Origin of the sequence: Nonomuraea sp. H19 (genome assembly GCF_052068215.1) — a bacterium.
GTDB lineage: Bacteria > Actinomycetota > Actinomycetes > Streptosporangiales > Streptosporangiaceae > Nonomuraea.
This window is the reverse complement of record NZ_JBQHCV010000019.1, coordinates 83598-96684: the sequence shown is the minus strand read 5'-3', so window position 1 is coordinate 96684 and position 13087 is coordinate 83598. Positions and strand designations below refer to the sequence as shown.

Genomic DNA, 13087 nt, shown 5'->3' with positions numbered 1-13087 from the left:
GGGCTCAGGCGTCCAGGTCGTCGGCGACGGCCCGCAGCACCTGCGCGATCTTCTTGGCGTGCGCCGCGTCCGGGTGCTTGCCGCGCCGGTAGGAGCCCGAGACGTCGTCGAGCAGCTTGATCAGGTCCTCGACGATGATGACCATCTCGTCCGGCTTCTTGCGCTTGGCCTTGGGCTTCGTCTTGGCCAGGGTCGGCGGCTGCTCCAGGATCCGCACCGAGAGGGCCTGCTGACCGCGGCGCCCCTCCGCCACGCCGAACTCCACCTTTTGGCCGGGCTTGAGCGGGCCTGCGCCGGCGGGCAGCGCGGAGGAATGCACGAAGACCTCACCGCCGTCGTCGCGGGTGAGGAAGCCGAATCCCTTGTCGGCGTCGTACCACTTGACCTTGCCACTCGGCACAGGAGGACCTCGTTCAAACAGTCGAAAAGCTGGATGGATGTAGGTTATGCCCCGAAGAGCGCCGGGGCGACCGGGTAAATGCCGGGGAATTACCGGAGTTCGTCATGCGGGCGCCAACTGGTGTACCACGTGGCGAATTCGGTCAGGTCGGCCAGGGCCACATCCGCTCCGTGATCACGCAGCTCTCCCACTGTGTAAGGCCCGGTCGCGACCGCCACGCTGACGGCGCCGCCCGCGCGTGCCGCCTCGATGTCCGCGACATGGTCACCAACATAGGCCGCCGCGCCGAACCGCGCGAGTGCCGATCCCTTGCGGGCGCCGAAAACGGAGCCGACGACCTCGTCCACCTCCAGGCCCAGCACCTTGATCGTGCCGATCGCGTCCCGCAGGTTCTTGCCCGTCACCACGATGACCCGGCCGCCCGCGGCGCGTACGGCAGCGATCGCCTCGTACGCCCCCGCCATGGCGGTGTGCACAGGAACCCCCAGGTGCGGATAGATCTCCCGGTAGAGATCGGCCGCCGCGGCGACCTCCTCGGCAGGCAGCCAGTTGGCGAGTTCCACCTCCAATGGCGGGCCGAGCCTGGAGACCACCATCGCGCTGTCGATGACCACGCCCAAACGCGCGGCCAGCTCGTCGTAAGTCGCCGCGATACCCGCCCGCGAATCTGCCAATGTCATGTCGAGGTCGAATCCCACCGAAGTCATCACATGTGCAGGATGCCAAACGATCCTCTGGCGCCCGTAACGGCCCTTGTGGTGGAAGCGTTGGAATGGGAAGAAAGGAATTACTTATCGGAGAGGAGCGGCCGTGACCGACACCCCCAAACCGCCGCCGCATGCCGGAGACCGGCTCGTCGCGTCCTCTGCCCCCGCTCGCCCCCACAGGCCGGCCAGGCCGGGCGGATCGCCCGTCACGACATGGCAGCGGATCGTGTCGTCCATGTCCTACCTGGTCAAGGTGGCTTCCCGGGTGGCGGCGCTGTCCCTGGCGCTGTACGCGGTCTTCACGGTGTTACGGGCCAATCCCGCCAACATCTGGTACCAGTTCGTCGAATCGCTCGCCTCGTCGCTGTCCCTGGGGCTGGCCACCCTCTTCCAGCTCGCCGACCCGCGCTGGACGACGCTGGTCAACTACGGCCTCGCGGCGCTGGTTTGGCTGATCATCGGCTCGGCATTGGCGGGCCTGATCCGGCGTGCCGCTCGCTAACGACTAGTCTTTTGGCGGAGGTACCAGGATAGATATGACCAGATCCACCCGTGAGCGGATCATCGATGAGGCCCTGCGGCTGTTCGCCGAGCGGGGCTACTCCGCCACTTCGGTGGCCGAGATCGAGGCCGCCTCCGGGCTGTCTCCCGGCGCCGGAGGGCTCTACAGACACTTCAAATCCAAGTACGAGGTGCTCGCCGCGGCCATCAACGAGCACGCCGCCCGTACCCGGGTCCAGGTGGCCGAGAGCCTGGCCGAGCTGGGCGCCATGGAAGCCTCGGTGGACCTGGAGGAGCGCCTGTCGCTCGTGTGCCGGGCCGGCCTGGCCAAAGTACGCGAGGAGTCCGAGCTGACCCGGGTGTTCTTCCGCGACCTGAGCCAGTTCCCCGAATTGGTCGCCGTCGTACGCGAGGGGCTGCTGCAGCCCATGTACGACGCGATCGTCACGTGGTTCCAGGCGCAACCCGAATACGGCGACGCCAAGCTCGACTGGACCGGGATCGCGGCGGTCCTCGGCGGCTCCGTGGTGCAGTACAGGCTCTTTCAGGAGACCGTGGGCGAACTCCCCGGCCACGCGGAGAAGGACCAGTTCGTCGCCGCGTGGGTGCGCCTGGCGGTCGGTCTGATCCCCAGCCCGGCGCCGGTCAGCTGACGTCGAGCAGCCGGTAGGTCAGCCAGACCACGCCCAACGCCGTACCGATCATGAACATGACGCCGCTCACGGACCAGAACTGCGTCAAGAACGCGTCCAGCCCCGCCGCGCTCCCCACGCGCAGGCCGCCGACGAGCACCCCGCCCACCGTGTAGCCCAGCAGCGGCGCACTGATCCCGAGCAACTTCTCGCCCAGTTGCCAGCTCTCGCTGAACAGCACCAGCACGGCGCCGGCCGCCCACACCACCACGGGGATCTGGAAGATCGCCACCGCCGGCAGGTTGACCGGCACCAGCAGCGCCGCCACCATCAGCAGCACCATCGCGGCCGTCTCGCGCGGGTGATCCTTGACGATGGTCCTGGCGTCCCTGCCACCGGTCGCCATCGGGTTGGCGCTGGACATCGCCGCCCTGCGCAGCCCCGCGAACGGCAGCCCCCGCGACCGCTCACGGGCCAGCCTCCGGTACGTCTGGACGCCGGGCGGCGCGTCCCGATCGTCCACGATCGCCGGAAAGCGCTCAGTGGCGCCCTCGCGCTCGGCGGGCGCCCCGGCGTCCGGAGCCTCGGCCTCGTCGCGCGCCGCCTCGGCGAGCCTGCGGGCCTCGCGCTCGACCAGGGCGACCGGGTCGCCGAACCTGTCCAGCACCTTGGACACCTGGCGAGCGTTCTGGCTGCCGCGGCGCTCGACCTCGATCCTGGCCCGCAACCGCCTGGCGAAGTCGAGCCGCTGGTCAGTCGTGAGCACGCCATGGGCCGCGTCCGCGGCCTTGGAGACGTAGTTCAGCACGAGCTGGTCGGCGCGCTCTATCACGTCAAGCAATGCTGCCCCAATCAGGTGGGACATACCATGGCAACGATGGAGTTCACGGAGTGGATCAGGGGGCGCACCGACGACCAGCTGCGGGCGCTCGTCTCCGCGCGTCCCGAGTTGATCACTCCGGTGCCCGCGCATCTGGAAGGCCTGGCGTCGCGGGCGGGCAGCCCGTCGGCGATCGGCAGGGTGCTCGACCGGCTCGACCGTTTCACGCTCGCCGTCGTCGAGACGCTGGCCGTGCAGTGCGGCCCGGTGCCGAAGAAACGCCTGCGCGAGCTGATCGACGCGGCCCTGGAGACCGCCGAACGCGACCCGGCCGGCACCGACGCCAGGGCCAGTGCCGGCGCCAGTGCCGGCGCCGGCGCCGGCGCCGGCGCCGGTGCCGGTGCCGGTGCCAAGCGTGGCCGGGCCAACGGCTCCGCCGAGCGCGGCCGGACCGGCGGCCGTGCTGAGCAGGCGCTGTCCGCGGCGCTCGACAGGCTGCGTGACCTCGCGCTCGTCTATGGCCCCGACGACGCGCTCGACCTGGGCCCTGGCGTGCGCAAGGTGCTGGAGGACCCGGCCGGGCTCGGGCCGCGGGCCGTGGACGCGTTCCGACACCACCCGCCCGAGCAGCTCGACGAGATGGCCGACGACATCGCGCCGGGCACCCCTGGCACGGGCAAGGAGCGGCTGGCGGCCGCGCTGGCCGATCCCGCCGCGCTGGTCGAGTCGGTGTCGCCCGAAGCCAGGAACGCGCTCGACCAGCTCGCCTGGGGCCCGCCGGCAGGCCGCGTGCCCAACGCCAGGCGCGAAGTACGCCTGGCCTCGGCCCGCTCCCCCATCGAAGAGCTGCTGGCCCGCGGGCTGCTGGCCGCGACCGGCGAGGAGAGCGTGACGCTGCCCCGCGAGGTCGGCTTCTACCTGCGCGGCGGCCGGGTGCACCGGGGCCTGCTGGCCGTGCCGCCGCCGCTGGAAGGGACGCAGCGCGACCGGGAGCTGGCCGACCGGACGGCGGCGGGGCAGGCGTTCTCGTTCGTCAGGTCGGTCGAGGAGCTGTGTGAGCGGTGGAGCATCGAGCCGCCGGGCGTGCTGCGCACCGGTGGCCTGGGCGTGCGGGACATGAAGCGCACGGCGGGCGAGCTCGACCTGCCCGAGTGGGTGACGGCGCTGGTCGTGGAGGTGGCGCACGCGGCCGGGTTGATCGCGGCCGGCGGCGGCGTGGACGGTGAGTGGCTGCCGACCCCCGGCTACGACCTGTGGCGGGTCAGGGGGATCGCGGACCGATGGGTGACGCTGGCGGCCACGTGGCTGCACATGGACCGGGTGCCAGGGCTGGTCGGCGAGCGGGACGAGCGCGACAGGCCGCTCAACGCCCTGCACACCGACCTGCGCCGGGCGTCCGCGCCGAGCGTACGGGCCGCCACGCTGGGCGTGCTGGCCGCGGCGCCGGGATTGGCGCCCTCGCGCGACTCCGTGCTCGAACGGCTGGCGTGGGAGCAGCCCCGCCGCCGCGGGCCGCTGCGCGAGCAGCTGACCGAGTTCGCGCTGCGCGAGGCCGAACAGGTCGGCATGACCGGGCTGGGCGCGTTGTCGGGGCACGGGCGGGCGCTGATCGAGGGCGGTGAGCCCGCGAGCGTGCTCGCGCCGCTGCTGCCGGAGCCCGTCGATCACGTGCTGCTCCAGGCGGACCTGACCGCCGTCGCCCCCGGGCCGCTCACGAGCGAGCTCAACCGCTGGATGACGCTCACCGCCGACGTCGAGTCCAAGGGCGGGGCCACGGTCTACCGGTTCAGCGAGGGCTCGGTCCGCCGCGCGCTCGACGCGGGGCACGGCGCCGAAGAACTGCTGTCGATGCTGGCCCGGCACACGGCCACGCCGGTGCCGCAGGCGCTGTCGTACCTGGTGTCCGACGTGGCCAGGCGGCACGGGCGCATCCGTGTGGGGACGGCGAGCGCGTACATCCGCTGCGACGATCCCGCGCTGCTCGACCAGATCACCGCCGACCGCCGCTCCGCCGCGCTGCGGCTGCGCAGGCTCGCCCCCACTGTGATCGCCTCCCGGTCGCCCAGGGCGGCGCTGGTCGACTCGCTGCGCGCGATGGGGTACGCCCCCGTCGCCGAGTCGCTCGACGGCGATGTGATCATCTCCCAGCTCGACAGCCGGCGGACCGAGGCGGCGGCGCCGGTGCGCGCCGTGACGTCCGCCAACGGCGTCGACCCCGAGGTGGCGGCGGCGGCCGTACGCGCGCTGCGGGCCGGGGACGCGGCGCACCTGGCGCGGCGCGAGCCTGTGGACGCGCCGGGCGGCCAGGTGCCGCGCAGCCCCGCGACGGCCACGATCTCGGCCCTGCAGGATGCGATCAAGCAGGGCGTGCGCGTGTGGATCGGCTACCTCGACTCGCAGGGCAACGCGACCTCGCGCATCCTGGAGCCGGCCAGGATGGAGGGCGGCTACCTGACCGCGTACGACGAGACCCGGGCCGCCGTCCACCGCTTCGCCCTGCACCGCATCACCGGCGTGGCGGGCCTCTGAACCCCCGACCGCATCACCGGCGTGGCGGGCCTCTGAACCCCTGGCCGCTTCACGGGCCCGGCGCGCCCTCCAGCTCCCGCGCCGGCTCTTCGCCCCGCACCAGCCGCTCGGCCAGGCGCACGACCTGCGCGGGCGTCGGCAGGGTCACCGCCCGATCCCTGGCCCGCGCCACCTCCTCGGAGGTCAGTCCCGCACGCCTGTCGAACGTCGTCAGGCACAGGTCGAACAGCTCCCCCGGGTCGGGCGCGGCCCACGGCTGCTCCACCTCGACCGCCTGGGAAGGGACGCCGTTCCTGGTGATGACCAGGTACGAGCCGAATTCGGCCAGCTTGCGGGCAAGATTGATCAGCTCGATCCGCTCGGCGCCGGCCGGGATCCAGTCGTGCACCAGGTACGCCCGGCCGGGTTTGTACTCGGTCCTGGAGAGCAGGTCGGCGGCGGTGCGCGCGGGCGGCAGGACCGTGATCGTGCCTTCCGCCAGCGACATGCGCGACAAGAGGGCGATGGCGCCCAATCGCCGGCCCGTCTCCTCCTGGCCCACGAGGACGAGCAGGTGGCGCACGGCGAGCCGGCGCACCGCGTCGGGGAAGCAGGGCGGCTCCAGATAGGAGCACAGGAGGGTGTCGGCCTCCCGCCGGTTCAGGTCTCCGGTGACCGGCGCGGCCACCGGCCGTAACCGGTCGTTGATGGCCAGGATGCTCTCGGTGAGCGTTATGTTGTCGAGGTCGAACTCGCCCGGTTCAGGCGTGTCGGTCACGAAGTCACCTCGGTGCTTAATGGGAAACTTTTCTACGAAAAATATCTTGACCTAACGAGTTTCTTCTTTTTAGCGGAATAGTTGCGCTCCGTCACCAAGCCGCTCCGACCAGCGATTTCGCGCCATTCTCACGGGCGGGACCACTGACGCGGACATGTCGATCATGTCCTCCATCGCACTCGGCAGGCCCAGCAAACCTTGGCCCCCCACGTTTACACGATCGAGGGCGACAAGAAAACACAAATGGCTATAGAGACAATTTATGGCTATTTACCGTGCAGTAACACACCGTCCACAATGACTAGTCAGGGCTTGACGGCGTGTCCTTCCGCACATCAGGTTGTGCATGTGACCGAGCAAACGCTGGGCCAGCTGGCCGAGGAGTCATGGAACCGCTTCGACGACCACGAGTCGATCTTCTACGAAGGGGTCTGGCACCGCAGTCACGCGCTCGCCGAACGCGCGCGCAGGATGTGCGGCGGATTCGTCGCGGCCGGGATCCGGCCAGGCGACCGCGTCGTCGTGATGATGGCGACCTCTCCCGAGGTGCCGCTGATCTATCAGGCGCTGTGGGCCGCGGGCGCCGTGGTGACGCCGGTGGTGTACCTGGTGGGGTCCGAGGAGCTGCGGCACATCCTCGTGGACAGCGGCGCCACCGCGGTCGTCACGTCGCCGGAGCTGGCGGAGACCGTACGGGCCGCCGCCGTGGACGTCCCGGTCTACATCGACACGGCCGACCTGGAGCGCGCGTCCGAGCACGGACCGGTGGAACGCGATCCGGGCGACCTGGCCGCGCTCATGTACACCGGCGGCACCACCGGCAAGGCGAAAGGCGTCATGCTGAGCCACCGCGGCCTGTGGCGGGTGGGCAAGGCCGCCTGGGAGGCGTCCCACCAGGAAGGCAAGAACCGCGTGCTGGTGCCGGTGCCGCTGTCGCACGCGTACGGTCTGATCACCTCGGTCGCCTCGATGCACGCGACGGAGCCGCAGCAGGCGGTGCTGATGCGCTGGTTCGACCCGAAGGCGTTCCTCAAGCTGGCCGCCGAGCAGCGCGTCCAGTACGGCACCGTCGTGCCCGCCATGCTCCAGACGCTGCTGGCCGAGCCGCTGGAGTCGCACCGGCTGCCGGACCTGGCCTTCCTCACCTGCGGCGCGGCGCCGCTCGGCAGGGACGTGCTGGAGGAGTTCGAGCGCAGGATGCCGGGCGTGCAGATCCTCGAGGGGTACGGCCTGACCGAGACCAGCGCTGTCACCACGTTCAACCCGCCCGGCAGGCGCAAGGCCGGCAGCGTCGGCCTGCCGCTGCCCGGCTACACGATCATCATCCGCGACAGCGAGGGCCAGCCGATGGAGGTCGGCGACGTCGGTGAGATCTGCGTGACCGGCGAGTCGCTGATGCTCGGCTACTGGGGCGAGCGCGAGCCCGACCCGGAGGGCACCGCCCTGGTCGACGGCGAGCTGCGGACCGGCGACATCGGATGCCTGGACGACGACGGCTACCTCTACATCGTGGACAGGAAGAAGGACCTGATCATCCGCGGCGGCTTCAACGTCTTCCCGCGCGACGTCGAGGACGCGCTCAACCGGCATCCCGACGTGGTGATGTCGGGGGTCGTGGGCCGGCCCGACCCGCGCGTCGGCGAGGAGGTCGTGGCGTTCGTCCAGCTCAAGCCGGGCAGTACGACCACCGCCCAGGAGCTGATGGAGTGGGCCCGCGAGCGGGTCGGCAGGGTGAAGTATCCCCGCGAGGTGCGCTTCGTCGACGACATCCCGGTGACGAGTGTGCTCAAGCTCGACCGCAAGGCGCTGCGGGCCCGGCTGAGCTGAGTGATCTAGGGCAGGATCGTCAACCGTGGTCAGGCACGAGTCAATTCCGTGATAAGTGTTGACGTGTCTGGAGGTGACGATGACTCAGCAAGACCCGTCGGGGTATCCGTACCAACCTTATGGCGCCCCCTACGGTGAGCAGCCTCCACCGGGATACGGCTATGGCTACGGCCATCCGCCGCCGCCGCGCGACGAGGGGCCGTTCGCCAACGCGATCGTCTCGCTCGTGCTCAACCTGCTCACGCTCGTCTCCTGCTGCAACATCTTCGGCCTGCCCGGCGCGATCCTGGCGGGCCTGGCGCTCAGCAAGGCCCGCACCGAGCCCCAGAGCGCGCGCACGATGGTGATCTGGAGCTGGGTCCTGTGCGCGCTCGGCTTCGTGCTCGCGATCGGCATCATCGTCTTCCTCGGCGTCACCGGCGAGCTGGACGACTAGGCACGCTCAGGCCCAGCGTCCCGGTGAACCGGCCGGGCTCCAGCAGCGCCTTGCGCCCGATGCCGGCCGCGGCCAGGTCGATCGCCCGCAGCCGGGTCTGGGTCCCCGCGGTGGCCAGCAGCCTGTCCAGGAGGTGCCAGCCCGCGTACGCCGTGGACCGCTCCGCCAGGTCGGCGTCCGCCTGGGCGCCGCTGTCGAGATAACCGCGCCAGAACTCCGCGATCAGGGGACGCACCCGCGCGACCTCCGCGCTGCCCCGCTCCACGATCAGCTCGTGCGAGAGCGTCGTACCGGGGCCGTAGACCTTGTCCACCTCGGAGTTGACCTTGCGGATCGCGTGGTGCAACCACTCGCCGGCGAACGCACCGACGTCGCGCGCCGGATCGGCCATCCTGAACTCCTCCCAGTCCAGGACGTAGAGCCCGCTCTGGTCCAGGAGGAACTGGTCGAGGCGCAGGTCACCGTGGCAGGGCCGGTGCTCGACCAGGGACTCGCGCTCACGCAGCGCCTCCAGCGCGGCCACCAGCGGGCGGTCCTTCTGCAACAGCGCCCAGTACCGCAGCTCGGCGATGCGCGCGGAGGAGAACATCGTCAGCGGGATCGCGTGCAGCGCCCAAACCGGGGGCAGGGGATGCGGCGAGGTGTCGGCCGCCGCCGGGAGCAGGTGCAGCGCCCCGATGCCGCGGCCGCACAGGTAGGCGAGGTCCGGCTCGAACTCGCCGTCGGTCGCCATGACGTTGCCCGCGCGCGCATCCTCCAGCCAGGCGAAGACGAGCAGCCTGGCGTCCTCGTCAGCACCCAGGAGCGGCGGGCAGCGCAGGTCGTCACCGGAGGCCGAGAGCAGCGCGGCCTGCAGGTCGAGCGCCCGCCTGAAGCGGAGCAGCGACTCCTCGCGGTCCCCGTCGAGCCGCTTGACGAAGACGGCGGAGCCGTTGCTCGTGCGACCCGCCCAGTTGTTGTTGCGGCCGGCGAACGCGCTGACCCCGCCACCGTCCAGAACCCCCAGGCCGAGGCGCTGGAGCACCGCGTTGACCTCGGGGGCGGCCACCAGCGGGGCGGCCTCGAGCTTCTCTTTTCTCAGCATACTGAGCCACGCTAGAAACCGGCCGCCACTTTTATCAATGGCGCTGGCACCATCCGGCATCCGATGACGCCAAGCTGCCATTCGCTTGCGGCCCGAGCCCGCCGCGGGTCATTCTTGAGTTGTCCAAGACGGACACCGAAAACAAAAACAAAACTCCACTAGGGAGAAATTATTATGGCTGAGAAGGACCTGGTCGACGGTTACGAGGCCTACACCGACGCCGAGGAGCTCGCCTTCGACGAGGCGGGGGACGAGGAGTCGCCCAGCACGCCGTGGTGCATCGCCAGCATCGTCATCACCGCTTCGGCCGGCTGCTGACCCAACATGACCGGTGAATCGGCCGGACCGTTCCCCCGGTCCGGCCGACCACCCCAGCGGGACCTTCACCTCCACGCGCCAGGCGTGATCACATATTGATACGACCCTTTCAGTGAGGTTCGATCCGGTGGATCGAGGTTCGCTGAAGGGGCCGTTTTTCTGTGTCGTCGCAGTCAGTCGCAGTCGGCCGCAGGTCATGGCCGGCTGCCTGTGGGCGGACACGCCAGTGCGCACGCGCACCCGTCGGGGTGCACGTGCGCACTAGGAGTGAGGCGGCGTCAGCAACCGGCGGACGCGGTGATCACGATGCTCGCGATGCACCACGGGGTGCTGGGCGACTCCTCGTCGCCGGCCTCGTCGAAGGCGAGCTCCTCGGCGTCGGTGTAGGCCTCGTAACCGTCGACCAGGTCCTTCTCAGCCATAATAATTTCTCCCTAGTGGAGTTTTGTTTTTGTTTTCGGTGTCCGTCTTGGACAACTCAAGAATGACCCGCGGCCGCCGCGGCACGCAAGGCAATGGCACTCTGCTGTCAATCCGCGGCCACTGAGTGCCAGAAAACTTCGCACAGAACAAGACGGCCCCTACCCTCCGTTAATGTGCAGACAATTGACGAAACAGCGTTGGACGCCAGGCTGGCGTCAGTGGTGCAGGCGGTCGAGATGGCCGCCGGCGGGCTCAGCGCGCGGATAGGCGAGCGGACGGTGGAGGCCGACGGCCCCCGCGCGCTCCTGCCCGCGCTGAGCGCGGCCTTGTACGAGACCTTCCACAGCGGGCACGCCCACGACCCGGCCACGCGGCCGGGCGAGCGCCACCTCCCGCTCGAGGAGGCTCTCACCGCCGGGGTGCCGCATCGGCACACGGCCGTCTCCGTGCCCGTGCATGAGAAGGGCGCGCGCGAGTGGGTCGTGGACCTGCTCGACGTGCGCGTACGCGTACCCGCGCAACGCGTGGCAGAAGGCGACCGCGACGGCTGGGCGGTGGTCCAGGCGGACGCGATCCGGCCGGCGCTGTCCCCCGGTTTCTTCCTGTGCGACGGCTCGGCGGGGTCGGTCCTGGGCGGCGGCCCCATCCTGCGGCTCTACGTCCACCTGGCCGACCCGTCGTTCACGCCCGGGGCGTGGCGGGTCGCGCTCGGCGTGCTGGAGGGGCGGCCGGTCCCGTACCGGGCCAAGGCCTTCTCCCGGCCCTCCGGTTACCCGCGGCGCGACGCCATGGTGATCTATGTGGAGGAGGCGGGGTGGCCCGTGCTGCCGGAGCTGGTCGCGGCGCTCTCCGCGCTCCCGGGGCTGGTCGACGACGTGTCCTCCTACGCCAGGAGGGTCGGTCCCGGCCTCGCGGTCGCCTGGGACCCGGCCGACGACAGGACCGGCATGCGCCTGCTGAGCTTCGGCGAGCATCGTTCGCGGGTCCTCGCGGACGGGCTCATCATGAGCGCCACGCAGGGGGTTCCGGCGACCGTCGCCGTCCTCGACGCCCTGCTGCGTGGCGGGGTCGACCCCGCGGCGCCGTTCCGGAACCGCAACTCGCCGCGACTGCCCCTGGAGACGTGATGGCCATCGCATCGGTGATGTTCCCCGGGCAGCCGGGTGCCGTGGCCGACGTGGAGCCGTACGCGGAGCTGGTCAAGCGCGGCGGGGCGGCGCGGCTGTGGCTGGGACAGTCGCTGCGCGCGGAGGCCCAGCAGGTGGTCGCGTACCTGGCGGGGGGAGGCCGCCAGGTACCGACCGGCACCTCCGTCACGCTGATGCCGTTGCGGCATCCGCTGCAGGCGGCACTGGAGGCCCGTTCCATGGCGCTGATGACCGGCCACCCCGTGGTGGCCGGTTTCGGCGCATCGGCGCCCGAATTCGTGAGCGTGCTCAACGGCGCGCCCTACGAGCGTCCCGCCGCGATGGCCCGCGAATACCTGTCCACCGTCCGCGCCCTGCTCGACGGGCAGGGGCTGCGTGGCTTCCGCCTGCCGCCGCTGCGTCACCCGCGCGTCGAGCTCGGCGCGGGGGTGCTGCGCCCCGGCATGGCGCGGGTGGCGGGCGAGTGCGCCGACGTGGCGATCACCTGGATGACGCCGCCGTCCTACGTACGCGACGTCCTGCTGCCCGCGCTGCGCGAGGGCGCCGGTGACGTCCGCGCGACGCCGCGGGTGGCGACCGTGGTCCACGTCGCGCCGGCGCGGCAGGGCCGCGACGCCGCCCGGCTGGCCGAGCTGGCGGCCGGCCACCATCTGCGGGCCGCCCACTACACCGACATGCTGCGCAGGGCGGGGCTCGAGCCGAGCCCGCGCGCGATGGTGGACAGCGGCCTGTTCGTCACCGGCTCCGCGCAGCAGATCGCCGAGCGGCTGCGCGACTACTTCCTGGCCGGCGTGGACGAGATCATCCTCAACACCTCTGGAGTGTTCCTGGCGGAGGGACGCGCGGCGGCGATCAGCGACGCCGAAGAAATCCTGACCGCGCTGGAGGACCACAATGACTGACCGAACATATCCGCCTTTCACCGGCGAACGTCTCTTACTCATCGTCACCGGAGCACTGTCGGCGGCCTTCATCCCCGGCTGGCTCGTCTGGCTCCGTACGGGCTACCCCGACCTGGTCATCAAGCCCGTCGCGACGCGCAGCGCCCAGCGTTTCGTCACGCTCGACGCGCTGAGCACGATCTGCGGGCACCAGGCCGCGTCCGACGAGTGGCCCGAGCACGTCGCCCACGGGGCGCCGCACGTCGAGTGGAGCAACTGGCCCGACTCGGTCCTCGTCTACCCGGCGTGCCTGAACTTCCTGGCCCGCCTGGCGCTCGGTCTCGGCGACACCCCGGCGATCCTCGCCCTGCAATGCACGCCCGCACCGATCGGCCTGGCCCCCTCGCTGCCGCCGCACGGGCTGAGCAGCCCCGCGTACCTGAGCCACAAGGAGGCGCTCGAACGCCGCCCCAACGTGGTGATCGCGCCGCCGAAGCCCGGGCTGAGCGTCTCCACCGGCAAGCTCGACGCGTCCGTCGCGGCGCCCATGTCCCTCATGCTGAGCCTCCTGGAAAGCCGTCGCAATCATGAAATCAGTCAATGAGTTCGCCACCGCGCATGTGA

General features: G+C 70.7%; 15 protein-coding genes. 9 read left to right on the top strand and 6 right to left on the bottom strand.

The annotated features are described in order from the left end of the window. Window positions 1-4 precede the first annotated feature (4 nt). The gene (locus tag ACTMTI_RS35600) at window positions 5-400 is read right to left on the bottom strand and encodes a cold-shock protein (RefSeq protein ID WP_441125074.1); all 396 of its coding nucleotides are present in this window, start codon (window positions 398-400) and stop codon (window positions 5-7) included. An 89-nt stretch (window positions 401-489) separates the two neighbouring features. Further along, window positions 490-1107: an HAD family hydrolase gene (locus ACTMTI_RS35595; RefSeq protein ID WP_441125211.1), complete on the bottom strand. Its 618-nt coding sequence runs from the start codon at window positions 1105-1107 to the stop codon at window positions 490-492. 103 nt (window positions 1108-1210) lie between these two features. On the opposite strand from ACTMTI_RS35595, the gene ACTMTI_RS35590 reads away from it, so the two are divergent. Both ACTMTI_RS35590 and ACTMTI_RS35585 read left to right on the top strand, forming a co-directional pair. Next, a complete protein-coding gene (locus ACTMTI_RS35590) occupies window positions 1211-1609 on the top strand; it encodes a hypothetical protein (RefSeq protein ID WP_441125073.1) in 399 nt (132 codons plus the stop codon). Window positions 1610-1643: 34 nt separating this feature from the next. Continuing rightward, window positions 1644-2261, top strand: a complete 618-nt coding sequence (locus ACTMTI_RS35585; RefSeq protein ID WP_441125072.1) for a TetR/AcrR family transcriptional regulator — start codon at window positions 1644-1646, stop codon at window positions 2259-2261. Here the strand turns inward: ACTMTI_RS35585 and ACTMTI_RS35580 are convergent. Then, window positions 2254-3072 carry a hypothetical protein gene (locus ACTMTI_RS35580; protein ID WP_441125071.1) on the bottom strand — a complete coding sequence of 273 codons (819 nt, stop codon included), beginning with the start codon at window positions 3070-3072 and terminating at the stop codon, window positions 2254-2256. The genes ACTMTI_RS35585 and ACTMTI_RS35580 overlap by 8 nt on opposite strands. A 45-nt stretch (window positions 3073-3117) precedes the next feature. On the opposite strand from ACTMTI_RS35580, the gene ACTMTI_RS35575 reads away from it, so the two are divergent. Next, a complete protein-coding gene (locus tag ACTMTI_RS35575) occupies window positions 3118-5589 on the top strand; it encodes a helicase-associated domain-containing protein (protein WP_441125070.1) in 2472 nt (823 codons plus the stop codon). Between the two features lie 49 nt (window positions 5590-5638). On the opposite strand, the gene ACTMTI_RS35570 is transcribed toward ACTMTI_RS35575, so the two are convergent. Further along, window positions 5639-6346 carry a hypothetical protein gene (locus ACTMTI_RS35570; protein ID WP_441125069.1) on the bottom strand — a complete coding sequence of 236 codons (708 nt, stop codon included), beginning with the start codon at window positions 6344-6346 and terminating at the stop codon, window positions 5639-5641. 348 nt (window positions 6347-6694) lie between these two features. On the opposite strand from ACTMTI_RS35570, the gene ACTMTI_RS35565 reads away from it, so the two are divergent. Both ACTMTI_RS35565 and ACTMTI_RS35560 read left to right on the top strand, forming a co-directional pair. After that, a complete protein-coding gene (locus ACTMTI_RS35565) occupies window positions 6695-8173 on the top strand; it encodes an AMP-binding protein (protein ID WP_441125067.1) in 1479 nt (492 codons plus the stop codon). Between the two features lie 79 nt (window positions 8174-8252). Then, entirely contained in the window at window positions 8253-8609 is a 357-nt protein-coding gene (locus tag ACTMTI_RS35560; protein WP_441125066.1) for a hypothetical protein, read from the top strand. Here ACTMTI_RS35560 and lxmK read toward each other — a convergent pair. Further along, a complete protein-coding gene (gene lxmK, locus ACTMTI_RS35555) occupies window positions 8587-9693 on the bottom strand; it encodes a class V lanthionine synthetase subunit LxmK (protein ID WP_441125065.1) in 1107 nt (368 codons plus the stop codon). The two genes, ACTMTI_RS35560 and lxmK, sit on opposite strands and share 23 nt — an antisense overlap. A gap of 174 nt (window positions 9694-9867) precedes the next feature. Here lxmK and ACTMTI_RS35550 point away from each other — a divergent pair, with 174 nt between their 5' ends. Further along, a complete protein-coding gene (locus tag ACTMTI_RS35550; RefSeq protein WP_176993506.1) occupies window positions 9868-10011 on the top strand; it encodes an LxmA leader domain family RiPP in 144 nt (47 codons plus the stop codon). Window positions 10012-10289: 278 nt separating this feature from the next. Here ACTMTI_RS35550 and ACTMTI_RS35545 read toward each other — a convergent pair whose 3' ends face one another. Further along, window positions 10290-10433 carry an LxmA leader domain family RiPP gene (locus ACTMTI_RS35545; protein ID WP_176993506.1) on the bottom strand — a complete coding sequence of 48 codons (144 nt, stop codon included), beginning with the start codon at window positions 10431-10433 and terminating at the stop codon, window positions 10290-10292. 174 nt (window positions 10434-10607) lie between these two features. On the opposite strand from ACTMTI_RS35545, the gene ACTMTI_RS35540 reads away from it, so the two are divergent. From ACTMTI_RS35540 to ACTMTI_RS35530, 3 genes are read left to right on the top strand one after another with little or no spacing between them, the layout of a single operon-like run. After that, the gene (locus tag ACTMTI_RS35540) at window positions 10608-11561 is read left to right on the top strand and encodes a T3SS effector HopA1 family protein (protein ID WP_441125064.1); all 954 of its coding nucleotides are present in this window, start codon (window positions 10608-10610) and stop codon (window positions 11559-11561) included. Beyond that, on the top strand, window positions 11561-12484 hold the full coding sequence (locus tag ACTMTI_RS35535) for an LLM class flavin-dependent oxidoreductase (protein WP_441125063.1): 924 nt from the start codon (window positions 11561-11563) through the stop codon (window positions 12482-12484). The genes ACTMTI_RS35540 and ACTMTI_RS35535 overlap by 1 nt, the downstream gene beginning before the upstream one ends. Beyond that, on the top strand, window positions 12477-13067 hold the full coding sequence (locus ACTMTI_RS35530) for a flavoprotein (protein ID WP_441125062.1): 591 nt from the start codon (window positions 12477-12479) through the stop codon (window positions 13065-13067). The genes ACTMTI_RS35535 and ACTMTI_RS35530 overlap by 8 nt, the downstream gene beginning before the upstream one ends. Window positions 13068-13087: the final 20 nt, after the last annotated feature.

Bases quoted from the DNA above. Each gene is read 5' to 3' on its own strand.
- ACTMTI_RS35595 (WP_441125211.1), bottom strand. From the start codon at position 1,107: ATGACTTCGGTGGGATTCGACCTCGACATGACATTGGCAGATTCGCGG.
- ACTMTI_RS35585 (WP_441125072.1), top strand. From the start codon at position 1,644: ATGACCAGATCCACCCGTGAGCGGATCATCGATGAGGCCCTGCGGCTG.
- ACTMTI_RS35575 (WP_441125070.1), top strand. From the start codon at position 3,118: ATGGAGTTCACGGAGTGGATCAGGGGGCGCACCGACGACCAGCTGCGG.
- ACTMTI_RS35560 (WP_441125066.1), top strand. From the start codon at position 8,253: ATGACTCAGCAAGACCCGTCGGGGTATCCGTACCAACCTTATGGCGCC.
- lxmK (WP_441125065.1), bottom strand. From the start codon at position 9,693: ATGCTGAGAAAAGAGAAGCTCGAGGCCGCCCCGCTGGTGGCCGCCCCC.
- ACTMTI_RS35550 (WP_176993506.1), top strand. From the start codon at position 9,868: ATGGCTGAGAAGGACCTGGTCGACGGTTACGAGGCCTACACCGACGCC.
- ACTMTI_RS35545 (WP_176993506.1), bottom strand. From the start codon at position 10,433: ATGGCTGAGAAGGACCTGGTCGACGGTTACGAGGCCTACACCGACGCC.
- ACTMTI_RS35535 (WP_441125063.1), top strand. From the start codon at position 11,561: ATGGCCATCGCATCGGTGATGTTCCCCGGGCAGCCGGGTGCCGTGGCC.
- ACTMTI_RS35530 (WP_441125062.1), top strand. From the start codon at position 12,477: ATGACTGACCGAACATATCCGCCTTTCACCGGCGAACGTCTCTTACTC.